This window comes from Pedobacter sp. P26, from assembly GCF_050632135.1.
In the GTDB taxonomy this organism is placed as follows: domain Bacteria; phylum Bacteroidota; class Bacteroidia; order Sphingobacteriales; family Sphingobacteriaceae; genus Pedobacter.
Map to the genome: position 1 here is coordinate 2305175 of NZ_CP192574.1, position 24653 is coordinate 2329827.

Annotated in this window: 24 protein-coding genes; 11 read left to right on the top strand and 13 right to left on the bottom strand. The window is 38.1% G+C overall.

Features of this window, described 5'->3' with window-relative positions; translation table 11 throughout:
- Positions 1-38: 38 nt before the first annotated feature.
- Positions 39-215, top strand: coding sequence for a hypothetical protein (locus tag ACQ86H_RS10585; RefSeq protein ID WP_431294806.1), 177 nt, complete (start codon positions 39-41; stop codon positions 213-215).
- 18 nt (positions 216-233) lie between these two features.
- On the opposite strand, the gene ACQ86H_RS10590 is transcribed toward ACQ86H_RS10585, so the two are convergent.
- Positions 234-986 (bottom strand): DeoR/GlpR family DNA-binding transcription regulator, encoded by a 753-nt coding sequence (locus ACQ86H_RS10590; RefSeq protein ID WP_431294807.1) that lies wholly within the window; start codon positions 984-986, stop codon positions 234-236.
- Positions 987-1043: 57 nt separating this feature from the next.
- Here ACQ86H_RS10590 and nudK point away from each other — a divergent pair, with 57 nt between their 5' ends.
- A complete protein-coding gene (gene nudK, locus ACQ86H_RS10595) occupies positions 1044-1622 on the top strand; it encodes a GDP-mannose pyrophosphatase NudK (RefSeq protein ID WP_431294808.1) in 579 nt (192 codons plus the stop codon).
- A 100-nt stretch (positions 1623-1722) separates the two neighbouring features.
- Positions 1723-2766: an NAD(P)-dependent alcohol dehydrogenase gene (locus ACQ86H_RS10600; RefSeq protein WP_431294809.1), complete on the top strand. Its 1044-nt coding sequence runs from the start codon at positions 1723-1725 to the stop codon at positions 2764-2766.
- A 319-nt stretch (positions 2767-3085) separates the two neighbouring features.
- On the opposite strand, the gene ACQ86H_RS10605 is transcribed toward ACQ86H_RS10600, so the two are convergent.
- The gene (locus ACQ86H_RS10605) at positions 3086-3952 is read right to left on the bottom strand and encodes a hypothetical protein (protein WP_431294810.1); all 867 of its coding nucleotides are present in this window, start codon (positions 3950-3952) and stop codon (positions 3086-3088) included.
- 493 nt (positions 3953-4445) lie between these two features.
- On the opposite strand from ACQ86H_RS10605, the gene ACQ86H_RS10610 reads away from it, so the two are divergent.
- Positions 4446-5036, top strand: a complete 591-nt coding sequence (locus ACQ86H_RS10610; RefSeq protein WP_431294811.1) for an NUDIX domain-containing protein — start codon at positions 4446-4448, stop codon at positions 5034-5036.
- Between the two features lie 181 nt (positions 5037-5217).
- Here ACQ86H_RS10610 and ACQ86H_RS10615 read toward each other — a convergent pair whose 3' ends face one another.
- From ACQ86H_RS10615 to ACQ86H_RS10635, 5 genes are all read right to left on the bottom strand, one after another.
- Positions 5218-5823 (bottom strand): hypothetical protein, encoded by a 606-nt coding sequence (locus tag ACQ86H_RS10615; RefSeq protein ID WP_431294812.1) that lies wholly within the window; start codon positions 5821-5823, stop codon positions 5218-5220.
- Positions 5813-6316 carry an RNA polymerase sigma factor gene (locus tag ACQ86H_RS10620; RefSeq protein ID WP_431294813.1) on the bottom strand — a complete coding sequence of 168 codons (504 nt, stop codon included), beginning with the start codon at positions 6314-6316 and terminating at the stop codon, positions 5813-5815. The genes ACQ86H_RS10615 and ACQ86H_RS10620 overlap by 11 nt, the downstream gene beginning before the upstream one ends.
- A 323-nt stretch (positions 6317-6639) precedes the next feature.
- On the bottom strand, positions 6640-7101 hold the full coding sequence (gene coaD / locus ACQ86H_RS10625; RefSeq protein ID WP_138821936.1) for a pantetheine-phosphate adenylyltransferase: 462 nt from the start codon (positions 7099-7101) through the stop codon (positions 6640-6642).
- Between the two features lie 430 nt (positions 7102-7531).
- Positions 7532-7987: an RsmD family RNA methyltransferase gene (locus ACQ86H_RS10630; RefSeq protein WP_431294814.1), complete on the bottom strand. Its 456-nt coding sequence runs from the start codon at positions 7985-7987 to the stop codon at positions 7532-7534.
- 67 nt (positions 7988-8054) lie between these two features.
- Complete coding sequence (locus ACQ86H_RS10635) at positions 8055-8864, bottom strand: DUF3822 family protein (RefSeq protein WP_431294815.1); 810 nt, start codon at positions 8862-8864, stop codon at positions 8055-8057.
- A gap of 659 nt (positions 8865-9523) precedes the next feature.
- Here ACQ86H_RS10635 and ACQ86H_RS10640 point away from each other — a divergent pair.
- The 3 genes from ACQ86H_RS10640 (at position 9524) to ACQ86H_RS10650 (ending at position 13239) form a co-directional block, all read left to right on the top strand.
- Complete coding sequence (locus tag ACQ86H_RS10640; protein ID WP_138821933.1) at positions 9524-10663, top strand: putative sensor domain DACNV-containing protein; 1140 nt, start codon at positions 9524-9526, stop codon at positions 10661-10663.
- Between the two features lie 308 nt (positions 10664-10971).
- On the top strand, positions 10972-12405 hold the full coding sequence (locus ACQ86H_RS10645) for an ATP-dependent DNA helicase (RefSeq protein ID WP_431294816.1): 1434 nt from the start codon (positions 10972-10974) through the stop codon (positions 12403-12405).
- A gap of 159 nt (positions 12406-12564) precedes the next feature.
- Positions 12565-13239 carry an MCP four helix bundle domain-containing protein gene (locus ACQ86H_RS10650; protein WP_431294817.1) on the top strand — a complete coding sequence of 225 codons (675 nt, stop codon included), beginning with the start codon at positions 12565-12567 and terminating at the stop codon, positions 13237-13239.
- A gap of 249 nt (positions 13240-13488) precedes the next feature.
- Here ACQ86H_RS10650 and ACQ86H_RS10655 read toward each other — a convergent pair whose 3' ends face one another.
- From ACQ86H_RS10655 to ACQ86H_RS10665, 3 genes are read right to left on the bottom strand one after another with little or no spacing between them, the layout of a single operon-like run.
- Positions 13489-13650, bottom strand: a complete 162-nt coding sequence (locus tag ACQ86H_RS10655; protein ID WP_431294818.1) for a hypothetical protein — start codon at positions 13648-13650, stop codon at positions 13489-13491.
- The gene (locus ACQ86H_RS10660; RefSeq protein WP_431294819.1) at positions 13647-14018 is read right to left on the bottom strand and encodes a hypothetical protein; all 372 of its coding nucleotides are present in this window, start codon (positions 14016-14018) and stop codon (positions 13647-13649) included. Before ACQ86H_RS10660 ends, ACQ86H_RS10655 begins: the two co-directional genes overlap by 4 nt.
- The gene (locus ACQ86H_RS10665) at positions 13979-14332 is read right to left on the bottom strand and encodes a S1-like domain-containing RNA-binding protein (protein ID WP_431294820.1); all 354 of its coding nucleotides are present in this window, start codon (positions 14330-14332) and stop codon (positions 13979-13981) included. The genes ACQ86H_RS10660 and ACQ86H_RS10665 overlap by 40 nt, the downstream gene beginning before the upstream one ends.
- Positions 14333-14768: 436 nt before the next feature.
- Here ACQ86H_RS10665 and ACQ86H_RS10670 point away from each other — a divergent pair, with 436 nt between their 5' ends.
- From ACQ86H_RS10670 to ACQ86H_RS10685, 4 genes are all read left to right on the top strand, one after another.
- Positions 14769-15419, top strand: a complete 651-nt coding sequence (locus ACQ86H_RS10670; protein ID WP_431294821.1) for an LURP-one-related/scramblase family protein — start codon at positions 14769-14771, stop codon at positions 15417-15419.
- A 147-nt stretch (positions 15420-15566) separates the two neighbouring features.
- Positions 15567-17303, top strand: coding sequence for an ABC transporter ATP-binding protein (locus ACQ86H_RS10675; protein ID WP_431294822.1), 1737 nt, complete (start codon positions 15567-15569; stop codon positions 17301-17303).
- Positions 17287-19047: an ABC transporter ATP-binding protein gene (locus tag ACQ86H_RS10680; protein ID WP_431294823.1), complete on the top strand. Its 1761-nt coding sequence runs from the start codon at positions 17287-17289 to the stop codon at positions 19045-19047. Before ACQ86H_RS10675 ends, ACQ86H_RS10680 begins: the two co-directional genes overlap by 17 nt.
- A gap of 67 nt (positions 19048-19114) precedes the next feature.
- Positions 19115-20005 (top strand): SMP-30/gluconolactonase/LRE family protein, encoded by an 891-nt coding sequence (locus ACQ86H_RS10685; protein WP_138821927.1) that lies wholly within the window; start codon positions 19115-19117, stop codon positions 20003-20005.
- Between the two features lie 534 nt (positions 20006-20539).
- Here the strand turns inward: ACQ86H_RS10685 and ACQ86H_RS10690 are convergent.
- Genes ACQ86H_RS10690 through ACQ86H_RS10700 form a run of 3 tightly spaced genes read right to left on the bottom strand, consistent with a single transcriptional unit; the run spans position 20540 to position 24619 of the window.
- Positions 20540-22636 carry a response regulator gene (locus ACQ86H_RS10690; protein WP_431295375.1) on the bottom strand — a complete coding sequence of 699 codons (2097 nt, stop codon included), beginning with the start codon at positions 22634-22636 and terminating at the stop codon, positions 20540-20542.
- On the bottom strand, positions 22615-24201 hold the full coding sequence (locus ACQ86H_RS10695; protein WP_431294824.1) for a ligand-binding sensor domain-containing protein: 1587 nt from the start codon (positions 24199-24201) through the stop codon (positions 22615-22617). Before ACQ86H_RS10695 ends, ACQ86H_RS10690 begins: the two co-directional genes overlap by 22 nt.
- On the bottom strand, positions 24173-24619 hold the full coding sequence (locus tag ACQ86H_RS10700) for a ligand-binding sensor domain-containing protein (RefSeq protein ID WP_431294825.1): 447 nt from the start codon (positions 24617-24619) through the stop codon (positions 24173-24175). Before ACQ86H_RS10700 ends, ACQ86H_RS10695 begins: the two co-directional genes overlap by 29 nt.
- Positions 24620-24653 lie beyond the last annotated feature (34 nt).

The window sequence follows — 24653 nt, forward strand, 5'->3', positions numbered from 1 at the left end:
TCATTAACCATCACCGTCTTAATCAAAATCTTAAAATTATGATCGTTTTAAAATCAGACTACTTCAGTTCGCACGAGCGCCTTACCCTTTTTATCAACGAAAACCACATTAAACGCGAAGATATTTTAGCAATTACACAAGCTCCAGGTTTCTTTACCATCTTTTTTTATGCTGATGATGCTGTTGAAGAAATTACGCACGGAATGTTTTCCTGATAAATGTCCTTCTTTATCCTAAACGGTTACCGAAAACACGGATATCCCTTTTGACCCAAATTTGGTTACCTCAAGCCCATTGTAGTTGGTAATTAAAATATTCACGAGCGATAAATCATTAAATTTTAAATACGATGTTTTCCCTATTTTGCTGGCATCACAGAGCATATAAACGCAATCGCTTTGGGATGCCATAGCTAAAGTATTCGAAGCCTCATGCTCACTACCTGCATACAATCCTTCAGCAGTAATCCCATCTGCATCTAAAAAGGCCTTCGAGGCATGGTATCTGGCAATATGTTCGTATGCCATAGTTCCATGAACGGCTTGTCTGGTTGCATCAACCTCTCCTCCAATAAGGTTAATGGTAATCGAGCTGCCCTGCAACTCATTTACTACAGGTAGTGAATTGGTAATTACTTTTATTTTCTTGTTTTTGATAAACTGGCATAACCTAAAGGCCGTGCTTCCGCAGTCTATAAATATAACATCACCATCAATAATATCTGCTGCAGCCCTTTTGCAGATCGCATCTTTCGCCTTTATATTAACTGCCGCTTTGTGGGCAAATGAAACGGGCCTGATCAGTTCACTTAGTTTCATTGCCCCTCCATGGGTTCGGTAGAGAAGTCCGTTAGCAGCCATAGTAGTCAGATCTCTTCTTACGGTAACTTCAGATACATCAATTTCAGCGGCTAATTGTCTGATCTCAATTTCGCCAAACGCTTCTAAAAGTTCGAGGATTTTATGTGCTCTTTTTTGAAATATCATTTATAATGATTTAATTCGATCAAAAATAATCATAATCGATCAAAAATAATCATATATATGAAAAATATTAATATTCTGAGCACACAAATTCTATCCGATAATTGGTACACCCTCAAAAAACTAAGTTTTGAGATGACAGGGATTGATGGTGCTACATCAATTTTAGAGCGAGAAGCTTACGATAGGGGGAACGGAGCTACTATTTTATTGTATAACAGAGAACATAAAACAGTTGTACTTACCCGTCAGTTCAGGATGCCAACATTTATTAACGGAAATGGGACTGGTTACCTTATTGAGTGCTGCGCGGGATTGTTGGACCAGGATAATGCGGAAGATTGCATCAGAAGAGAAACTGAAGAAGAAACCGGATTTAGAATTAGTCAGGTAGAAAAAGTTTTCGAGGCTTATATGTCGCCAGGTTCGGTTACCGAACTATTATACTTTTTTGTTGCAGCATATTCAGATGATATGAAAATGCATGATGGAGGAGGACTGCAGGAAGAAAATGAAGATATAGAAGTTTTAGAATTACCCTTCGAAAAGGCATTGGAAATGATCATGTCGGGTGAGATAAAGGATGGAAAAACAATTATGCTGCTGCAGTATGCCCAGTTAAGAGGACTATTGTTATAGTTCATTGTTTGAATTTTGCAATGAATTATTTGAATTGCGTAATTGTTCGTAACAAAGCACGCTTTACCTTTGTTATGGTACTAATTAATTTTAAATTTTTATGATAGCAACAAAAGGATATGCGGTACAAAATGCCGAAACGGATCTTGCACCCTGGAATTTTGAGCGCCGGGAAGTAGGGCCTCACGATGTTCAGTTCGAAATACTTTTCTGCGGGGTTTGCCACTCAGATCTGCACCAGATTAAAAATGATTGGTTCCCGGGAATATTCCCAATGGTTCCTGGGCACGAAATTGTAGGCAGGGTGGTGAAGGTTGGAGATCACGTGAAGAAATTTAAGGTGGGCGACCTTGCCGGTACAGGTTGTATGGTAGATTCTTGCCAGGTTTGTGAAAACTGTAAGCAAGATTTAGAACAATATTGTTTAGAAGGAAATACCCAAACATACAATGGTTTAGAAAGAGATGGTAAAACACCAACTTATGGCGGGTATTCTGATACGATTGTAGTAAGAGAAGAATTTGTACTTCATGTATCAGACAAATTAAATCTTGCTGCTGTAGCACCACTTTTATGCGCAGGTATTACTACTTATTCGCCTTTAAGACACTGGAAAGTAGGGAAAGGTCATAAATTGGCCGTATTAGGTTTAGGTGGTTTGGGCCACATGGCGGTGAAATTTGGTGTAGCTTTTGGTGCTGAAGTAACAGTATTAAGTACTTCGCCTAAAAAAGAAGAAGATGCTAAAAAATTAGGTGCACATCATTTTGTGGTAACTACCGATCCTGAGCAGGTTAAAGCAGCTAAAGGTACCTTCGATTTTATTTTGGATACGGTATCTGCTGAACATGATTTTAACATGTATCTTTCTTTATTAAGGACAAATGGTACACATATCTGTGTGGGAGTTCCACCAAAACCGGCAGAAATTGCAGCTTTCAGTTTATTGGGCGGCCGAAAAAGTTTAGCGGGATCGGGTATTGGCGGTATTGCCGAAACTCAGGAAATGCTGGATTTCTGTGCAGAAAACAATATCGTTTCAGATATCGAAATGATTGATATGAAAGATATTCACACTGCTTACGATAGGATGCAAAAGGGCGATGTACGTTACAGGTTTGTGATTGATATGGCTACATTGTAGTTCATGCATAACCAATAAAATGATAGGGATTTGGGAACAGAAGGTTTCTAAATCCCTTTTTTTAGGCGCTTTAATAACGACAAATTTGACCAGTCTTTGTTTGTATTGATAACTGATGATTAATATTCATTTTTTAGCGTGTAAGGCATTTTAGGACTTATAAACCAACCTATTTCTCATATCCCTTATATCGTTAAGTAGGATGTAGGGCTGCAAACACATATTTAATAACTTAGATGTTCTCAGGTGCCTCAGGTGGTGGATTAAATTTGAGCATTTTCATGACCACCTTAGCCATCTTAGGTCACCTTAGTTTTACTCAAAGCACTTCGCTTCTTTTTATAAATTCGGCCAGTGGAATACGATGTTCTGCTTCAACTCTGGCAATCTGTTTTTCATTTTCGCTAAAAAGGCGATCCAGTGTATTCAACGAATCTTTAAGGTAAGATATGGATAACATCAGTGAAATTCTGTTCCTGATCTTATCGGCAAAGAATATTTCCATCAATATTAAACTGATCAGAAAAAGGTAATGGTTGAATATAATATTATTGGTACTCTTTGAGAAAGTAGGGAGACCTATCATACCAAAAAATAAATCTATAATTAAAGGAATACCGATAATCGCAAGAAGCGAAAATCCGCTAACTTTTAAAGTAATTCCTTTTTCAGCATGCTTGATCTGTTCGTTAAAGGCCGAAAACTTGCTTTTAAAAGGAGTTTCCCTATTGTTCTGTTGCTGTTCTAATTTTTGAAGCTCTTTACCATGCTCGATATCAATTTTCCGTACCTGTTCTACAATATGGGCTTCGGCATTGTTCAGCTTTTCCTGATCTTCTACTATAGATTCCTGTTCGGCAATAATTTTGTCCATTACCAGCAGGTCTTCCGGAATACCATGGCGAAGTTTTTGTTCTGCAGCTACAATGCGGTTATCCAATTGTTTAAACTGCCTTTTAAGCTCAATAATTTCTTTGTTAAAATGCTCTTTTTTTAAGGCGTAGCTACTTTCGAGGCTGTTGAGTGCCGAAACGTATTCGAAATCAGCCAAAAGCTGTTCATTACTGGCAAAACGCTGATACAGCCCATTTAATTTGATGAATAGTTCGCCTGTTGATTTTTCCGGATTAGAAAGATCATTTCGGTATGCTTCCAGATCTTTTTCTGATAATGAAGGTATGGGCATGGCAGATTAAAAGGTTAAAAATATGAAAAATATTTATCGTTACAGGAATTATAAGTGCTGTTTTCCCTTCAAATATTCCATTATGACTATTAAACCATTTTTTTTACAATCTAGTATATCAAGTTTTTGATGAAGGAAGATTTTTTGTGTGAATACAATCTTTTAGTATTCAGTTATTTAGAGTCAGTATTTTAATTTGGGTGAAATATTTTTTGATTTTTTTTATCAGTTTAATAAATTATTCTATATTTGTAGCAAGCAAGGGGTGAGAGCCTTGCATCAATCTTTGATTGAGAGCGTTAATTTAGATAAGGTTACAACAATTAATTGTTGTAACCTTTTTTTATATCCTATAAATAACCCAACAATTTTTCTACATTTAGAGCATTGCAAAATATATAGGTTTCACAGAAAGAAATCTTTAAATGTAAGTGGGAAAGAGCGGGTTGCTATAGAAAAGTAACATTCGCTATTTAAAGCGTGTTAAAAATATATGCCAAGAAATTATAGAATTTATATCAACGATAACACTTTGTTTATCTCAGACTTTTTGCCTGAGCAAAAAGAAAAAATTCAACAGTTAGAATTTCAGGATTTTAATCTGGAAACATTCTATAAAAAATTAAAAAATGGTTCCAGAAAGAGCTATATTTTCTTGACAAAAAATCCTCAGGAAACCTTTAAAAAGTTAAAGAAAGATTGTACCATTATAAAGGCCGCAGGTGGTTTGGTAGAGAGTGCAAACGGTAATTTTCTGTTTATTTTTAGAAATAAAAAATGGGATTTGCCTAAAGGAAAGCTTGAAGAAGGTGAAAAAATGAAGGAAGCAGCTGTTCGTGAGGTAGAAGAGGAGTGTGGAATCAGGGTTTTTAAACGTGAAGAAAAGCTTTGTAAAACCTATCATGTATATCCGATAGGAGCCAAAATGGTGATCAAGAAAACCAATTGGTACAAAATGAAGGTTAAAGGCGAACCTAAATTGGTCCCTCAAAAGAAGAAGGCATTGATGAAGCGGTTTGGCTGGATAAAAACCACATTTCTCCAGTGGTTAAAAATACATTTCCATCAATTATGGATGTGTTAAAGGCCGGTGGGATTTTGTAGTGCGGATCAGAAATCTAATCGTGGTGTCAGATATTTCTATCTGACACGGTCGGAACAATTATAGGTTGAAATTTTAATGCACTTTTAACTGTCAGATGGTAACATCTGACAGCACATAAAACCACAGATAAAAAGTATTAACAAAGATCTGGTTGGGCGAATTATTCGTTATCCAGTTCATCAATTACTTTTTTAACCTGTTTCAGGTACTTACCATAATAAAACCAGGCCCATAGTTCGGTGATGGCTCCGATGATCAGGATGGTGGTAAAACAGTTCAATAAGATGTATACAGGCGACAACTTGCCTAAAATGCTTGTAAAAAACCAAGCTTTTTCTATAAATAAGTAGGCAGTAAGAAACCCTACTGAAATAAAGGCCACAATGTAAGTTAAAGCTTTGTACAGCTCAATGTTCAGTTTCATTTCATAATAAAACCAGAGGATATTTTTACGGGTATCCATACTCATATCGTAGGAGTTCTTATAGAACACATAGAACTTAAAAAAATAGTAAGCGGTAAAACCACAGGTGATGGCATAAGTAATCAGGTATACCCGATTAACAGTAGTTGAAAAACCAAAAAAATAAGGTATTAAGGCCATAAACCCCAAAAAAAATAATTGGTAGAAAAATTCATGTTTCATTTTTGCCCTGATTTTATCGATCGGGGTGTGTGCCTGTTTTATTTTAAGCATATCGGTAGAAATTTTGCTTCCTTCCGGACTTTCAGCATTCCATTCATTTTTTATATCGTCAAAATTCATAACCGTTTTTCTTTATGATGAATTGTAATTTTTCTTTGGTCCTGTTAAGTTTAACACGTGCATTCACCTCACTTATTCCCAGGTTTTCGGCAATATCACGATGGGATTGGTTTTCGAGAAAAAGGAAGATCAATGCTTTTTCAATGGCGTTTAATTCCTGAACGGCAGCGTATAAATAGGCCAGCTTTTCTTCTTTTCCTTCATTTTCGTTTACATCCATTACATCGATGTTCTCATCTAATGGTGCTTTGTCCACTTTTCTATTGTCTTTTTTAAAATAGATTAAGGCTGTATTGAGGCACACGCGGTACATCCACGTGGTAAACTTACTGTTCCCTTTAAAAGAAGGGTAGGCTTTCCATAGTTGCAGTACAATTTCCTGAAACAGATCACGTTGTTCTTCGGCATCGTTCATATACATTTTTGAAATTTTATGTATAATCGCTTTATGCTGGTTGATCAAGTTGAGAAATATGTTTTCTGTTTCTTTCATTGTATACCCAATTGGTAACCGATTTTTAAAAACGTTACAGATTTATTGAAATAAATTGTGGTGTCAGATATTTCTATCTGACACAAATTAAAGCAAATTAGAAATCTGTAAGTAAATGTATCTATGAGTCAGGTGGTAACACCTGACTTTACATCTCTTACTGGTCTGAGCGAGATGCTAAGACTGTTCAAAAACGTTACTACAGGGTTACACAAATAAAACACGCTGTCTAAAGACACGCTCTGAAAGAAGGGAATAATGTATTTAAGGTAAACCTGGATTTAAATCTGGGTTTATCTGTGCGCATCTGTGATTAACAAAAACTATAAAAAACCAAGTGCCTCTTTGGGTACAAATGGGCTCACATCGCCGTGGTTTCTCAAAATATCGCGAACAATAGTTGAACTGATGGCTGAGTATTCGGGTTTGCTTAAAAGCAGGATGGTTTCTACTTCAGGCATCATGGTCTGATTGATCTGTGCAATGGCTCGTTCATATTCAAAATCAGCAGCTGAACGGATACCACGTACCATATAGGTGGCGTCAATTTTTCGGCAGAAGTCTACTGTTAAGCCTTCATAAGTTTGGATTTCGATATTTTGATAGCCCTTAAAAACAGTCTGTAAAATCTGAAGACGCTGCTCTGCACTTAAGAAATTCTGTTTAGAACTGTTTAGTCCGATACCCACTACAATTTTATCGAAAAGTGGGGTAGCACGTTGTAGAATATTGACATGGGCGATGGTGATCGGATCAAATGAGCCTGGAAATAGTGCTATCTTCATGATTCAAATATAGATTTTTATAGCGAAAGGACGAAGTTGGATTCATCTCAAATTCAGTCGGTCGTCACCCTGAATTTAATTCAGGGTCTTTATACTAAAAGATGCTGAAATAAATTCAGCATGACGATTCAGCGGCTTCGGTATTTTTTGCCACGGAAACACAGATTGCACAGAATAGTCTTTGCTTAGGATTTGCCACCATTAAGAAATTTAGAACATTAAGGTGATCTATGGCACTATACTGGAACAGACCGTTCATTTTAAGCCTGATTGCAATGGAAAGCCCGGAACCCGATTCTTCATCGGGTGAGGACTTGCAATGAAAAGCAGGACTAAAGGCTGCCACAACGCGCTAAATGCTCACTTTTTAAAAATAAATTAACTATGCGCCATTAACTAATGGACTAATGACCAATGAACAATTGAACTACTATAACTCAAAAAAGCTGAACGATGAATTGCCGTATTTTCTAGTTTCGGTGTAGCCGGGCTGGCTGTTCAGTTTCATGTTACTTTGGTGTTCTACAATCAACAAGCCATCGGGTTTAAGCAATTGTTGCTCTTTTACCATCACCGGAATCTGTGGAATGTTAGGCATATTGTAGGGCGGATCGGCAAAGATCAGATCGTAAGCACCAGTCATTTGTTTTAATAACTTGAACACATCGCCTTTACGTACATCGATCTGATCAAACTGATGTTGCTTAGCCGTATTTTTTACCCAGTTTACGCAGCCATAATCCATATCAATGGCTAAAATACTTTCTGCTCCACGTGAGGCAAATTCGAAGGTAAGGTTTCCGGTACCACAGAATAAATCGAGTATGGAACAGGCTTCGAAATCGTATTTGTTGTTCAGGATGTTAAACAGCGCTTCTTTGGCCATATCCGTAGTAGGACGTACCGGTAAATTTGCAGGGGCTGCAAACGGATACCCTTTAATTTGCCACCGATTATTCGCATAAATCTAAAGCAAGCAGGCCGCTGAAATAATGTTTAGGCATATCGGTCAATAACTCACTATTTTTTTGTTTTCCGGCCGGAAAGAAGAAATAAAGTTGATTGAAATATTTTAACAAACAATTGTAATGTTCGTCGTCTTCATTAATAATGCCCTGAATATAAACAGGAATGGCATCATTTAAGCTTAATTGTTCAATCATTAACAACAGGAAATAATTAAACTCTTCGGCAGTTTCTGATTCGTAATGGTTTTGAAAAACAACCTTTTTGTCTTTGGTATACAGTACATTGAATGATACTGCAGTAAAATCGATTAGTAAAGATTCATCGGCTAAATGGCTAAATAAAGCTACCAGCGGTTCTGATTGTGGAAATAAATCGGCTTCCTGTGGTAAATTTGCTTTTACTTCATCATTTAAACAAAAAACGGTGTTAAAACCAAGTTCTTTATTGTGTTTGGAATAAACTTTTGCATCCGAACCGAGGTATTGGGCATAAATAGCTAGATTTTCGTGATCAAACCACTCATCAGGAATAAAAATGAAATTAGAAGTATGTATTGCTGCTTTAACCGCTCCATAATTTAAAGAAAGATAGGAATCTGTTTCAAAAGCCAATTTGAGGTCTTTCTCAACATTTTCACAGCCCTGTTTATCAAAAATGAGGTTAATCTCTTCTTTATCCTTATTAACCACCGCATAAGAAAAGCTGTCATTCGTTATTTTTAACAATAAATGGCAGTTTGCAGACGCAGCTGTGTTAAAGTTTGGGTCGACCAATAAGAGACTATTGTTACTCATTGAAACAAAAATAGAGTTTTTTAAGGATTAACGGTAAGATGAGGTTAAATTTTTGATTTTCCCCCTTATGTTTTAGTTTTTTGCCACGGAGTTCACGGAAACAATTCCCAGCCATTTTACTTTCTAATTGCCCAATGCACCTTTTTACCACCTGAGACACCTTAGTTCACTTAGTGAATTTATATTCGCCCAAAAATATACGATTAACTTTGTGTTCTTTGTTTGTGGTTCATCCCTTTCTCTGCGTGATTTGCAATTAAAAGTGTATTGAATTTTTACCACAGATAAAAATGATAAACACAGATCTCTTGTGTAAATTTTTAACTTAATAAGTGAACTGATATACATAGGCCACGGAAACACAGAAGACACGGAAACAATTCCTAGCCATTTCGCTTTCTAATTGCCCAATGAACCTTTTTACCACCTGAGACACCTTAGTTCACTTAGTGAATTTATATTCGCCCAAAAAATATACGATTAACTTTGTGTTCTTTGTGCCTTTGTGGTTCATCCCTTTCTCTGCGTGATTTGCAATTAAAAGTGTATCTAAAATATCTGTGTCTGTGAAGATCTGTGGTAAAAATGTCTTTGTTTTTTTACCAAAATCAAACCTTTCGGCTATTCAAAAATTAAAATATTCGGCTTAAATTCGGAACATGAGTTATAAGCCTACCTATAAAGCGGCAAACACGATTGCAGCAACGATAGAACAACATTTTGTTAAACTGCATAAAAATGCAATTGAACAGGGTGAGATAGATTTGGCTACTCAACCTGATCAAAAAATAATTGAAGCGATAATTGATGTTGCTTTTTGGAGCAGCCTGCGAAAGGAGGAGGGGCATTCGCCGCGGATTTCTATTGCTTTTTTACCTCCGGAACAAACCTCAAAACCATTGCTTTTTGCCAAAAAGTTAGCGTTAAATGCGAATACCTTAACCAAAATAGCACCTGGGATTGAACGTTCTGGAATCCACCTGGGCGTTTGGGAAGAAGATGGAGAACTTTACATCTGGGGTACAACCCTTAATATTCCGAACTTTTGTTTTGTAGTGGATGTTTCTGAACCGGGATTAATCGTAATTAAACACCGGAGGATTTATGGCATTGGCAAGTTTACCAACGTTGCTGTGCTAAAAGGCGAGCAGATCCGCATTGTTGATGATAGGAGCTGTACCAATAAAGACTGTCCACCGATTTTGCAGGCGCTGTTGGATTTAACCGTTTTAGCGAGCTGGAACGATCCGATTAATATCCTGATCCAGTTTTCGGTTTCGATGCGTGCGCATGGCCGGGGTGGGGCATTGTTGATTGTACCTAAAGGAGATACGAAATGGGAGGAATCCATTATCCACCCGATACAATATTTGGTAGAACCTCCATTTTGTGGATTGTCAAACCTGGCGAAACAGAACGGAAATCAGAGTGAAATTTTCTCGCAGGGCGCTGTTCGCCGTGAGGTAGAGCATTTGGCTGGTTTAACTGCTGTTGATGGTGCAACAATCATCAACGAAGAATTTGATCTGATTGCATTTGGCGCAAAAATAGGCCGTGCTAAAGGTAAACCAACAGTAGAGCAGATTGCTTTTTCGGAGCCGATTGTTGGCGGAGAAGATAAAATCCTTTATCCCGGACAGCTTGGAGGGACGAGGCACTTTTCTGTGGCCCAGTTTGTTAACGATCAGCCCCAATCTATTGGTTTGGTAGCCTCTCAGGATGGCCATTTTACCATTTTCAGTTATAGCAAAAAACAAAATATGGTCATGGCACACCGCATAGAAACACTACTTCTGTAGTTTAAATTGCTTAATTTTTACATTGTTTTATTGTTGAGATAAGGAGCACTTAGAAAAGAGCATTACCTTTGCCACCTAAACCGTATTGCAGCGGCATCCCCCGATTTTTTCATCGGGGATATAGCGGAAAGACGGACTATCGTAACCGATTAGCATTGCAATTGCTTTTCAAAACAAAAAAAGATTGTTTTTTAGAACGGTAGCGGTAAACAGTTAACCCATTTTTCAGTTGAAAGTTTTCAGTTACCAAATAAACCAGTGATAGTTCAAAGTCAGTTAACCAATTAACCATTCAGAATTAGCCTTAAATGATCCAGGATAAAAGCCAGCTTATTGCCTCAGCATACGAGCATACACCAACCAAAGAGCAGTTGCTTTTTTGCGAGCGGATGTCGGTGTTTTTGCAACAGGAGGATGAATACCGCTGTTTTGTATTAAAAGGTTATGCAGGTACGGGTAAAACTACTTCTGTAGCGGCCCTGGTTAAGGTGCTGGCTAAATTTAACCTGCGTAGCGAATTGCTTGCCCCAACCGGAAGGGCGGCAAAGGTTATGAGCCAGTATTCGTACAGAAAAGCATTAACCATACATAAACGAATTTACCGGAAACGTTCAGCAGCATCGCCCGAAATGCAGTTCCAGCTGGGCCCAAATCTCTCCGAGAATACGCTTTTTATCATTGATGAGGCTTCGATGATTGCTGATGAATTTAATGAAACAGGCTCTTCGATCTTAAGGGATCTGCTCGAATTTGTATACAATACTAAAAACTGTTTCCTGCTTTTTGTGGGCGATACCGCACAATTGCCTCCTGTGGGGAGTTTAGATAGTCCGGCATTGAACGAACAATATCTTAAAGATAAATTTGCCTTAACCGTTTCGTCGGTTGAACTCAAAGAAGTGGTTAGGCAGGGAAAAAAATCTGGAATTTTGGCCAATGCCACTATGCTGCGAAACCAGATTGCCAAAAATCCTGAAAATCCATTACCTAAATTCCTGACTAAAAACTACACTGATATTTATAACATGGCCGGTGCACGCCTGGTAGAAGGCCTGGAGTATGCTTACCGCAAATTCGGCATGGAAAATACCCTGGTGGTTTGCCGTTCCAATAAATCGGCCAATGTGTATAACCAGCAAATCAGGGCGAGATTGTTATACCGTGAAGAGGAGTTAACAGGGGGCGATCAGATTATGGTAGTGCGGAATAATTATTTCTGGCTGCCTGAGAACGAGGATACTGCTTTTATTGCCAATGGCGATATGGCGAAAGTGATCCGCGTAAGGGGAGAGGAAGAACGTTATGGCTTCCGCTTTGCCGATGCAAATTTAGAGTTTATGGATTTTCCGGCGGCAGGACAGATTAGCTGTAAAGTCATGCTGGATACGCTCAATTTAGAAAGTGCAAATCTGCCTTACGAACAAAATAAGAAGCTTTTTGACGGGCTTAATGAAGATTATGAGCATATTGCCAATAAACGGCAACGGATGCTGGCCATAAAAGCCGATCCTTTTTATAACGCCCTGCAAATTAAGTTTGCTTATGCGGTAACCTGTCATAAAGCACAGGGTGGACAGTGGGATGCTGTTTTTGCTGACCAGGGTTATCTTACAGAAGAAATGATCGATCTTGATTTTCTACGCTGGTTATATACTGCGGTAACCCGTGCGAAAAAAGAGTTATATTTAGTCAATTTTGCGCCACAGCTTTTCGCGAAGACAGCGCAGGAGGATTACTTTTAGAAGAAGATAACCACGAAGACACTAAGGCACAATTTTTTGTTCTCGTGCTGTACAAATTAAATAAGTTAGCCATAAAGTTATTTCTTTGTTTTTTCGTGCCTTTGTGGTGCATTAGGAACATGAGATAATCATTATGATCGAACATATTAACCGAATTATATGATGAAATTTGCATTTAGTCTTAAAAATAAGTTAAAAATCGCTTTCCTGCTTTTCTGTATCATGTGCTGCACCTTATTAATCCGTTTTTTGGAAGATAAAAGTGTAGAAAAGATTAATGAATCTTTTATTTCGATGTACAATGACAGGCTTGTACCTGCAACAGACTTATATTTTATTGCCGAAAATCTGCATTATAAAAATGAGATCCTTCAAGAGATATTGTTGGGCAATGGTGCTGTTCATCCCTCAACTGGTATGATTAAAATGAATAAGCATAACCGTAAAATAGATTCGGTAATTAACAAATACGAACTTACTTTATTGGTAAAGCAGGAGAAAAGCTTTCTAAACGACCTTAAAAAGGCTATAACTGTTCAGCAAGGATTGGAGGCTAAAATTTTGAACATGGCTGGCACAGAGGGTAAGATAATTTATGAGTCGGTGGGTAGGAATGCAGCAAAACAGACTTTAGCTAAACTTTCTGCGCTCATTAAAATACAATCTAAAGTTGGGAACGAGTTGATTAAAGGATCGGAAATTTTTGTTTCAGGAACCAAGGTTTACTCCACTTTACAGGTGATTTTGGCCATTGTGATCGGAATTATGATTGTGGCCATTGTTTCGGCTTCTAATGCAGTGAAAATTCAGAGTGAGAAGTTTAATTTGAATTAGATTTTACCAAAAAGTCATGAAGGCACAAAGCAACTCTTTTTATCTCAACTGTAGCGCGTAGGTCCTTCGACTCCGCTCAGGATGACAAAGCGAGTAAAGTAACTGATCAGAGATCTATCCAGTGTTAATCTGTGTTTTCCTGGCTAGTAACAAGTTTCGTCATCTCGACCGTAGTGGAGAGATCTATGAGCAGATTTCTCCACTACGTTTTACTTCGCTCGAAATGATGATTTTTATGTTATTTTATTACTATTCAGCGTCTTCATCTGTCAGCAATCTGATCGAATCGTCAGAAAGTACAATCAAACGTTCTTTGTACAATGATCCAATGGTTTTCTTAAAGGCGCTTTTACTGATCTGGAAACGGTGATAAATGTCTTCGGGAGAGCTTTTATCGCCCAGTTCGATCACACCGCCACTCTTTTTAACTCCCTTAACATCATCTCTTTGGAATCAAGGATATGGCCGTAACCGCTTGGTTGTAAGGTTAAATCGATCTTACCTTCCACGCGGATTTTCTTGATCCAGCCCTTGCGCATTTCGCCAGGTTGAACATTATCGAAAACCTCGTTATTGTAAAGCAAACCGATATAAGTATTGTTGATAATGGCATTATAACCAAGGTCTGTTTCTTCTGTGATTAACAAGCTTACTTCATCACCTTCTTCAAAATCAAAGCCATCTTCTTCAACAAAATCATATAGTTTAGAAGAAGCCAACAGGCGATCATTACTTTCGTCTAAATACAGGTAAACCACATATTTATAGCCTTTTTGCATTGGCCTTTTTGCTCGCGATCTGGCACATATACATCTTTATCAATACCGAGGTCCATAAAAACGCCATCATCACCATCAGAAACCACTTTCAAAAAAGCAAAATCGCCCACTTCAGCATAAGCTTTCTGGGTGGTTCCGGTTAAGCGGCCATCTTTCTGTACAAACACAAATACATTAATGTTATCGCCAATTTCTACACCATTCGGAACGTATTGGTAAGGCAGAATGACCAGTTTATCGCCGTCAGTTAAGTTTAATCCAGCTTCTGTTTTGCTTAAAATCCTTAACTCGTTGTATTTTCCTATTTCAATCATTTTATTGGGGTTTAACCATTTTCTTCAATGGCTTTTATTGCAAAGGTAGCAATGTTTATTGGTTCATTGATTATTTGTTCATTTGTTTGGCATATTGCACAAATGCCTCCGTGTTAATCTGTGCATACTTGGCCCGTTAAACAGGCTATCAATGACAGATTTAAAAAATCGCCGTCATTTCGATCCGATAGTTATCGGATGAAGCGCAGCGAAATGGAGAGATCTATCAAGATAGATTTATCTTCGCTGGGCACTACGTGGTTCTTGACTGCGTTACCGATGAAAATCGATACAGGTAGCACTCCGCTCGAAATGACAGCAACTAGAGAGGGATTTTTATGAATAGATTAATTTCTGTTAATCATATTGATTTTTATATAATAAATTATTCCTCAGGATGGCAACAAGCTGCAGAACGAAGCTACTTCAAATAGGAATGAAAAAAATATATATTTTAGCAACTTATCTAACATTAAATCTACAATATGAACAAGCAGATTCCTCCATTTTTTTAAGCGACGAATATTTTATTGATGAGAAAGTAAACTTTTTAAAGTTTGCGAACGAGTACAAAGTTTACAACGATCAGGGCGTACAGATCGGGATTATTAAACAACGCATTTCTGGCTGGCACAAGGTTCTAACCTTATTAGTTGATAAGCGCATGATGCCTTTTAAATTAGAAATTACCGACATCAACGACCAGTTGCAGGCGACCATTACAAGAGGCTGGACATTTTGGATGTCGAAAATTATTGTTACCGATCCCCTTGGTGTTGAGGTGGGTATTATTAAACAAAAATTTAAACTCTTTAAACCAACTTTTACTATTTCCAGTCCAACTTCAGGAGAGGAGATTGCAAAAATATCAGGCGATTGGAAGGCCTGGAATTTTACCATCACCAATAATGCAGGTGCCGAAATGGGCAAAATAAGTAAAAAATGGGCTGGCGCTTTGAAAGAGGTTTTTACCACTGCAGATAAATACAATGTTTCTATTGATCCCAGTTATGCAGAAAGCAGTCAAAAAGTGGCAATTGTGGCGACTGCCATTACTATTGATATGGTTTTGAAGGAGAGCAAGTAGGATAATTATTGAATTAGAGAATGATTGAATTATCGACTGAGAATATCCCTCGAATAAATTACATTCTCTAATTCAATAATTTCAGTCATTTAATCATTTCTTTCGGCTAAATTTGGAACCTACAATTTAAGGTATCTTCTCATTGATATGGAAAAAACCAAAGAAGCCAAAAAGCCGAGTATTTTCAATTTACTTGGAAACTACAGGGGCTTAATTTTTATGCTGATTCTGTTTGCGTTGCTCAGTAACGGTATCAATTTACTCTTACCGAAGATTATTGCCAGTGGTATAGATTCTTACATCAACAAAACTTTTAATCTTCAATCCATACTGCTTCAGTTTTCGCTGGCCATTGTTCTGGTATTTATTTTTACTTATTTGCAGAGCATTGTGCAAACCTATGCTTCTGAACGTGTGGCAAGAGATTTAAGAACAAGGTTATCTGATCAGATTTCGAGACAAAGCCATGCCTATGTTATTCAGGCTAACCCTTCAAAACTGCTAACTAACCTTACTGCAGATGCCGATTCGATTAAAATGTTTGTTTCGCAGGCTATTGTCTCTATCTGCTCGTCTATATTTTTAATTGTTGGGGCAAGCATCCTGCTCTTAATGATTAACTGGAAACTGGCACTTTGTGTAATTGCGATTGTGCCCATTATTGGCGGCGCGTTCTTTTATGTGTTAAGTAAGGTAAAAGTGCTTTTCAAAAAAAGCAGGGAAGTGATCGATTGGCTAAACAAGGTAATCAGCGAAAGCATTTTAGGCTCGGCATTAATCCGGGTAATTAATTCACAAGCTTTAGAATACCATAAATTTATAGATGCGAATGCCAAAGCGAGAGATTTAGGAATATCCATTCTGCGCATGTTTGCAGCCTTGATCCCGGTTATAGTTTTTACAGCCAATTTATCTGGTTTGTGCATTTTAGTGCTTGGTGGTCATTTTGTAATTACCAATTCGATGAGCCTGGGAGAGTTTACCGCTTTTAGCAGTTACCTTACACTCATTATATTTCCCATTTTGGTAATCGGTTTTATGAGCAATGTTATCGCACAGGCTACAGCTTCTTACCAAAGGATTGAAAGTGTGCTCAATGCGGCAGAGATCAATCATCCTGGTACATTAACTTCACAGTTAAAGGGCGATGTGGAAGTGAAAGATATAAACTTAAACTTTGGGCAAAAACCAGTTTTAAAATCCATTTCATTTTCTGCCAGGGCAGGTTCGAAGACAGCTATTATCGGTCCTACGGCTGCCGGGAAAACACAGCTGCTTTATATTTTAACAGGTTTGATCGAAGCCGATTCGGGAGCGGTATTGTTTGATGGTCAGGATATTAAGCAATATAACCAGGAGGATTTTCATAAACAGGTTGGTTTTGTGTTTCAGGATAGCATCATGTTTAACATGAGCATCAGGGAAAATATTGCCTTTAGCGATACCGTTACAGATGAATCTCTAGCGAAAGCCATTGCTACTGCCGAACTTAAGGATTTTGTAGATGCTTTGCCCGATCAATTAAATACAATTGTTTCGGAACGGGGGAATAGCCTTTCGGGAGGACAAAAACAGCGGATTATGTTAGCAAGAGCCCTGGCTGTAAATCCGAAGATTTTATTACTGGATGATTTTACCGCACGTGTGGACACCGATACGGAGAAGAGAATTTTGGAGAACATCCAGCAGAATTATCCGGGCTTAACTTTACTTTCTATTACCCAAAAAATAGCTTCTGTTGCACATTACGACAAAGTGATCTTGCTGATGCAGGGCGAAATCATTGCAGAAGGAACCCATCAGGAATTGCTGAAAAGCAGTCCTGAATATGTTCAGATTTACAATTCACAACAGAGCACCAGTAATTATGAACTACAATCTTAACCAGCTTAGTGGCAAGCAGGAAAAGCAATCGACTTATAAAGCGCTGAAAAGCCTGCTCAAACTCATTTCGGCTGAACGTAAAAACCTGTGGCTGGCGCTGATTGCCATTTTAGTAAATTCAGGTTTATTGCTTTTGGGACCATTATTGGTCGGCCATACGGTTGATACCTATATACGCACCAAACAATTTCATGGTGTGCTTATTTTTGGTGGCATCTTATTGGTGATGTATATGATGGCCATGGTTACCGGTTATACCCAAACCCGGTTGATGGGCGGAATAGGCCAGCGGATGTTATACACTTTACGCAATTCCATTTTTAATAAATTACAGGAATTACCCGTTTCGTTTTTTAACCAGAACAAAGCGGGTGATCTGATTTCGAGGGTAAACAACGATACAGATAAGCTGAACCAGTTTTTCTCGCAATCCCTAATGCAGTTTATCGGTAGTATTGTAACCATGATTGGTGCCGGTATTTTCCTGCTATCGATAAACCCAGAGCTTGGCGCGGCAACACTTTCGCCAGCCGTGTTGATCGTTCTTTTTACAGTGGCTTTATCACCCTGGGTAAAAGGAAAAAATGCTAAAAATTTAAAAAGTGTTGGCGGAATGAGCGCCGAAATACAGGAAAGCCTGAACAACTTTAAAGTAATTATCGCCTTTAACCGCAGGGATTATTTTAGGAAACGTTTTAATGAAGCCAATACCGAAAACTATAAAACAGCGATTGGTGCGGGTTTAGCCAACAATATTTTTGTCCCTGTTTACGGGCTATTATCGAGTATTGCGCAATTAATTACCTTACTATTTGGTATTTATTTAATTTCCACGGGCAATTTTACCCTGGGTTTATTGGTGAGTTATATTTCTTACACCACTAATTTTTATAATCCGCTGAGGCAGCTGGCGGCTCTTTGGACCAGTTTCCAGGTCGCTATGGCGGGTTGGGACAGGATATCGCAAATCCTGTCGTTAGAGAGCGACCTACAACAGGTTAAAGCTGAAGAAAATGTTACTTCGGATGCTTTGCTTGAGTTTAAAAATGTTCATTTTTCTTATGACGATAGTAAAGAAATCCTGCATAACATCAATTTAAGGTTCGAAAAGGGTAAAACTTATGCTTTGATTGGACCAACCGGAGGTGGAAAAACCACAACGGCTTCATTAATTTCACGTTTATATGATGCTACAAAAGGCACAGTTTTGTTAAATGGAAAAGACATCCGTTCATTTTCCGCTGAAGAAAGGACACAAAAAATCGGTTTTATACTGCAAGAGCCATTTTTATTTACCGGAACCGTAAAAGAGAATATTTTATACGGTAGTAGTCAATATAAAGACGTGAGTGATGAAAAGCTGGAAAAAATAATCGAAGAAGCCAACTTGAACGCCCTTTTGGCCATTTTTGATGAAGGGCTAAATACGCAGATTACTTCAGAATCAGACAGCATCAGTTTAGGCCAGAAACAGCTGATTGCTTTTATGCGTGCAGTGCTTAGAAATCCTGAATTATTGATTCTTGATGAAGCTACAGCAAATATCGATACCATAACCGAACAACTTTTGGGTAGTATTTTAAATAAACTGTCGAAAGAAACAACATTGGTAATTATAGCCCACCGTTTAAATACCATCGAAAACGCGGATGAAATTTATTTTGTAAATGAAGGCGAAGTGCAAAAAGCCGGAACGCTGAACGATGCGTTGAATATGTTACTTAAAGGGAAAAGGGTAAGTTAATATCTTTACCGGCATAGACCTCGCAGGTTTTTAAAACCTGCGAGGTCTGATCAAATAATTAATACAAATGAAAAAATACTTCTTCTCTCTGGCATTTTCGGCCTTAAGCTTAGCTTCTTTTGCGCAAAGTGCAGAACAAAACCTTTTTGTTCAGGATAGTTTAAAATTGATTTCTGCACAGTTTAAGTTTACCGAGGGTGCTTCGGTTGATAAACAAGGAAACGTTTTTTTTACTGATCAGCCCAATGATAAAATCTGGAAATACGGTGTTGATGGTAAATTGAGCTTGTATATGGATAAATCGGGAAGGGCAAATGGTACTTATTTTGATAAAAAAGGTAACCTGATTGTTTGTGCCGACGAAAATAACCAGATCTGGTCTATTGATAAAAACAAAAAGATAAAAGTGCTCTTCAGTGATTATGATGGAAAAAAGGTGAACGGACCAAACGACATCTGGATAGATAATAAAGGTGGTATCTACTTTACCGATCCATATTATCAACGCGATTACTGGTCCAGGAAATCGCCTGAAATTCAGGGACAAAAGGTATATTATCTTCCAAAAGGTAAAAAGGAAGCTGTTATAGTTGCTGATGACGTGGTTAAACCAAATGGTATTGTAGGTACGCCAGATGGGAAATTCCTGTATATTGCTGATATGGACGCCAACAAAACCTACCGTTATGCCATTGGCGCAGATGCTAAATTATTGGATAAACAGTTGATTCTTAACCAGCATTCTGATGGAATGACTTTAGATAGTAATGGAAATATTTATGTAACCGGAAAAGGGGTGAATATCTATAAACCGAACGGAGAAAAAATAGGCCATATAGATGTACCTGAAGAATGGTGTGGTAATATATGTTTCGGAGGAAAAGATAAAAATCTGCTTTTTATTACTGCCTCAAAATCGTTGTATGTTATTCCAACTAATGCAAGGGGAGTGGAGTAGTATTTTGTTAAAGTCATTAATTCTATAAACCCAAATAAATTAAAGATGAATTAAGCTGAAAAAAATCTGTTCAGTTTATTCAACCCCTAAAAATATAAATCGCATTAATTAGTTTTGAATTTCCTACTTATAGGGATAGACGACTATGAAAAAGCCCTCTCAGGATTGAGGGGCTTTTTTACTTTTTTCACAATTCATACAATTGTCATTCTGAACGTAGTGAAGAATCTTTATTACGCTTTACATATCCCTTATTAATTAAATTAACCCTTATGATAGAACCTTCAATTTTGTTACCATTGACAGGTTCCAATAGAGTGGTCGTCATCTCGACTGTAGCGCAGCTAAATGGAGAGATCTATCTAGACAGATTCCTTCGGTTTCCCGACTGCGTTACCGATGTAAAATCGGTACAGGTAGTACTCCGCTTATAGTGACGGTAACCCGGGGGACTTAATTGTAGGTTAATTGCTCATATATTGACTTTTATATAATAAATTAATTCTCAGGGCTACAAATGTATAATAACCTTTTTCAAGATTTTAAATTCTGCATGTAACCAGTTGGCGTTACCCCGAATTCTTTCTTAAAAGCTTTTGTAAAATAAGATTGTGTTTGAATACCAATGCGGTACATCACCTCTGTCATCAGCACATCTTCGGTTTTCATGATCTCGATTGCCTTTCTAAGCCTCGCAGAGCGCACAAATTCGCCAATAGATTGTCCTGTGATCGATTTTATTTTCTGGTAAAGCTTGGTTCTGCTCATGCCGATTTCTTTACATAAATAATCAATATCCATTTCAGGATTGATCATTTCGGCATCAATGATCAATAGCAATTTGGTTAAAAAGGCCTTGTCCCTTTCCGAGTGGGCGAGTGCTTTGGGTTCGGTATCTTTATTTTTTAGATAATGATCTTTCAATTTCTGCCTTTGCTCAAAAATATTTTTAATGGTGAGCTGCAGCAGATTAATGTTAATGGGTTTTGTAAAGTAAAGATCGGCGCCCGATTCAGCTCCTTCAATTTCTGCCTCAATACTATTTCTGGCTGTGAGCATTAAAAATGGAATATGGCTGGTTTCTATATTTTCTTTTATATGCTTACAGAATTCGGTTCCGTTCATGCCGGGCATCATCACATCACTAATGATGAGATCAGGTTGATCTTTTTGCGCCTGTTCAAGTCCTGAATCACCGTCCGAAGCTTCCGAAATGGTATAAAACGGACTTAAAGTATCCTTTAAAAATGCCCTCAGCTCATCATTATCATCTACAATAAGAATGCTGTTGGTGGCATTTGCTGGTATTTGTTCAGTAGCTGGTTGTGTTACTTCAGTTTCTGAGCGATAGCTGATGCTTTCTAAACGGGTGCCACCAGGCTCGCTGTTTTGACTTAACTGTTCATTTAAGGTATAATCTGTTTTGCTGCGTGGGATACCGATAATAATCTCCGTTCCTTCGTTTCGTTCGCTCGATACCTGGATTAAACCTTTATGCAGCAACGTTAAACTTTTTACAAAAGCCAAACCTACGCCAGATCCCAAATGCGTTTCGGTAATCCGGTAATAACGCTCAAATAAATGCTGGATAGAATCTTTCGAAATCCCTATACCACTATCAATTACGCGGAAATAGATATAGGAATTGGCTTCATAATCACTTTTAATCAGTAATTGATTTTCGAAAGCCGGTTTGCGATTGCGAAGATCAGTAAACACCTGCAGTTTAAGTGTTCCACCAGTTTTGGTATATTTGATGGAGTTGTTGATCAGGTTGAGGATGATTTTTTCAATCACCTGCCTGTCGAACCAGATATCGGCTGGAAGATTTTCTTTTTCTACCGTAAAACTGATCGACTTTTCGGCCGCCATTTCCGAAAACTCTTCGGCCACTTCATCAATAAAAAGGTTCAGGTTTCCGTTTACTACATTAAGTTTTAAAGCCCCTGATGCTGTTTTTCTAAAATCCATCAGTTCGTTAATGAGTCTTAGTAAGCGGTTGGCATTGCGGTGGATAGTATTGTAATAACTCTGGAAACTTTCCTGTGTATCTTCTTTCAGCAGGCGCTCAATCGGCCCTAAAATTAATGAAAGCGGTGTACGGAACTCATGCGAAATATTGGTAAAAAACTGAAGCTGTGTCTGGTGCATTTCTTCCCTTTTTTCTTCTTCAATTTTTCTGATCTCTAATCTGCGTTTAAAACTCAGCACTAAATAGGTTAAATACAGGGCTGTAGCCATAACCATTAACCTAAACCACCAGGTTGCCCAGAAAGGAGGAGAAATGATAATTTTTAGCGTTGTTCCGGTGGTATTCCAAACATTATCGTTGTTTGAGGCCCTAACCTTAAAAGTATAGGTTCCCGGATCTAAATTGGTGTAAGATGCCTGCTTCACGTGGCCTGCAAAAATCCAGTCTTTATCCTCACCCTCCAGTTTATAAGCATAATTGTTGTTTTCATTCGCAACATAGTTTAAACTGGCAAAGCGGAACGATATCGAAGCCTGATCGTAATCCAGCTTGATTTCTTTTGTAAAGCTGATATCTTTTTCTAAAACAGATCCTTCGGTGTTGGGAAGGATTTTCTGATTAAAAATCTGAAACTCCGTCAGGTAAACCGGGGGATAAATTTGTTGGTCTGGATATCATCAGGAAAGAATGAATTGAAACCATTTACTCCACCAAAAAACATTTCACCATTGCGTGTTTTTAAATAAGCATTTGTTTCAAATTCAAGTCCCTGCAAACCATCTCCTGTATTGTATTTTTTAAAGTTTTGGTGCTGCGGATTAAATCTGGTCAGGCCATGGGCAGTAGAGATCCAAAAATTGCCTTTGTCATCCTCCGCAATTCCTTTTATAAACTCGGTTGATAAGCCTGCTTTGGTGGTGTAAAGCTCAAATGTGTTTTTCGCACGGTTAAAACGGTAAAGTCCGGCCTGTCCGACCCATAAATTGCCTTTGCTATCGATAAAAATTACCCTCAAATCGGGCCTTTTTCCATCGCCCATAAAATAATGGGTAAATACCTGCGTATTGAGATTATAACAGTTTAAACCACCATCATCTGTACCAATCCATAGGTTTTTGTATTGATCTTCATTAATGGCAACAATGTTGTTTCCACTTAATTTACTACTGTTTTTCCCTTCAGTAATGCGTTTAAACTGTTTAGTTTGCGCGTCAAAAAGATTTAATCCGCCGTAATAAGTGCCTATCCAGATGTTTCCGTTACTGTCTTCGAACGATTTTTGTACATAATCCGAAGATATGGAATTAGGGTTGGCGCTATGGTTGTAACGGGTAAAAGAACCATCATTGTTCATCTGGTTTAAGCCACCTGCCCAGGTACCAACTAATAAGAGGCCATTTTTGGTTTCGGTGATATCGAGAATGGCATCTGCACCAACGCTATTGGCGTTGAATGGATTATAACGGTGGTGGATAAAGGTTTTATTCGTTTTATTGTAAATATCGAGTCCGCCGCCATCGGTTCCGATATAGATATTGCCAGCTTTATCCTCATGAAAAGCCCTTACATCATTATAACTTAAACTGTTTTTGTTGGGCTCCTGGCGCACCAGTTTAAATTTTTCTGCCTGCGGACTATACAGATTTACCCCTCCACGGTGTGTCCCGATCCATAAATTTCCTTGCTGATCGACATAAAGTGCCGAAACGGTACGTTGCGATAAACTAAGGGTATTGCCTGGTTCGTTCTGGTAATGTGTAAATGTTTCGGTTTTGGAGTTGAAAAGGTTTAAACCTCCGTTAATGCCACCAGTCCATAGGTTTTTTTGATTATCAAAAACAATAGCCCTCACCAGATTACTGCCGATACTATTATTATTTTTTTCCTGGTGCTGATAGGTTTTAATGGCGTTTTTGACAAGATCGTAATGGATTAAGCCGTTTTCTTCCGTTCCGAACCAAAAGGAGCCATCCGGATCTTTTTTAATGACCCTGAAAGATTCATTTTCCAATGTTTTAATGGTTCTCGCACTACCTGATTTAAGGTTTAAAACATGGATGCCCGCATCGGTTGCCATCCAGATGTTTCCATCAGCATCGCAATACAGATCATTGATGTAATTCTTACGATCGGTTTTTTCTGATCCGAATGGTATTGAAACCGGCCGAAGGTATTCGATTTTTGATCCAGTAAGTTTAGTCCGCCACCATAAGTGCCAATCCAAATTCCCTTTGCGGTTTCTTTAACCGAGGTAATGATGTTATTGGTCTGGCTTTTTTGTCTTTAGACCGATAAGTGGAAAAATTGTTTTTCCCGGCATTAAACCTGTTCAGCCCATCTGATGTACCGATCCAAAGGGTATGGTTTTTATCCTCAAAGATGCACCTGACGAAATTATCGCTGATACTGTTCGGGTTTTTGCTGTGTTTGAAAACGGTAATCTGATTGCCATCGTATTTGTTCAAACCATCGCGTGTGCCAAACCAGATAAAACCCCGGTGATCTTGAAAAATACATTCGATGGTACTGTTCGATAGTCCATCTTCTACACTGACGTGCTTAAACTTTAAATTTTGTGCGCTAACGTTTCCTATCGAAAAAATAAAGAGGAGCAGGAAAAAAGTTCTCGTTAACGTGTTCATTTGACGGTTTATGCAGACAATTCTGAGCCGATAA

Bases quoted from the DNA above. Each gene is read 5' to 3' on its own strand.
- ACQ86H_RS10680 (WP_431294823.1), top strand. From the start codon at position 17,287: ATGAACTACAATCTTAACCAGCTTAGTGGCAAGCAGGAAAAGCAATCG.
- ACQ86H_RS10700 (WP_431294825.1), bottom strand. From the start codon at position 24,619: ATGAACACGTTAACGAGAACTTTTTTCCTGCTCCTCTTTATTTTTTCG.
- ACQ86H_RS10675 (WP_431294822.1), top strand. From the start codon at position 15,567: ATGGAAAAAACCAAAGAAGCCAAAAAGCCGAGTATTTTCAATTTACTT.
- ACQ86H_RS10610 (WP_431294811.1), top strand. From the start codon at position 4,446: ATGCCAAGAAATTATAGAATTTATATCAACGATAACACTTTGTTTATC.
- ACQ86H_RS10630 (WP_431294814.1), bottom strand. From the start codon at position 7,987: ATGGCCAAAGAAGCGCTGTTTAACATCCTGAACAACAAATACGATTTC.
- ACQ86H_RS10650 (WP_431294817.1), top strand. From the start codon at position 12,565: ATGATGAAATTTGCATTTAGTCTTAAAAATAAGTTAAAAATCGCTTTC.
- nudK (WP_431294808.1), top strand. From the start codon at position 1,044: ATGAAAAATATTAATATTCTGAGCACACAAATTCTATCCGATAATTGG.
- ACQ86H_RS10660 (WP_431294819.1), bottom strand. From the start codon at position 14,018: ATGCAAAAAGGCTATAAATATGTGGTTTACCTGTATTTAGACGAAAGT.
- ACQ86H_RS10620 (WP_431294813.1), bottom strand. From the start codon at position 6,316: ATGAAAGAAACAGAAAACATATTTCTCAACTTGATCAACCAGCATAAA.
- ACQ86H_RS10685 (WP_138821927.1), top strand. From the start codon at position 19,115: ATGAAAAAATACTTCTTCTCTCTGGCATTTTCGGCCTTAAGCTTAGCT.
- ACQ86H_RS10615 (WP_431294812.1), bottom strand. From the start codon at position 5,823: ATGAATTTTGACGATATAAAAAATGAATGGAATGCTGAAAGTCCGGAA.
- ACQ86H_RS10635 (WP_431294815.1), bottom strand. From the start codon at position 8,864: ATGAGTAACAATAGTCTCTTATTGGTCGACCCAAACTTTAACACAGCT.
- ACQ86H_RS10640 (WP_138821933.1), top strand. From the start codon at position 9,524: ATGAGTTATAAGCCTACCTATAAAGCGGCAAACACGATTGCAGCAACG.
- ACQ86H_RS10670 (WP_431294821.1), top strand. From the start codon at position 14,769: ATGAAAAAAATATATATTTTAGCAACTTATCTAACATTAAATCTACAA.
- ACQ86H_RS10645 (WP_431294816.1), top strand. From the start codon at position 10,972: ATGATCCAGGATAAAAGCCAGCTTATTGCCTCAGCATACGAGCATACA.
- ACQ86H_RS10665 (WP_431294820.1), bottom strand. From the start codon at position 14,332: ATGATTGAAATAGGAAAATACAACGAGTTAAGGATTTTAAGCAAAACA.
- ACQ86H_RS10590 (WP_431294807.1), bottom strand. From the start codon at position 986: ATGATATTTCAAAAAAGAGCACATAAAATCCTCGAACTTTTAGAAGCG.
- ACQ86H_RS10600 (WP_431294809.1), top strand. From the start codon at position 1,723: ATGATAGCAACAAAAGGATATGCGGTACAAAATGCCGAAACGGATCTT.
- ACQ86H_RS10585 (WP_431294806.1), top strand. From the start codon at position 39: ATGATCGTTTTAAAATCAGACTACTTCAGTTCGCACGAGCGCCTTACC.
- coaD (WP_138821936.1), bottom strand. From the start codon at position 7,101: ATGAAGATAGCACTATTTCCAGGCTCATTTGATCCGATCACCATCGCC.
- ACQ86H_RS10605 (WP_431294810.1), bottom strand. From the start codon at position 3,952: ATGCCCATACCTTCATTATCAGAAAAAGATCTGGAAGCATACCGAAAT.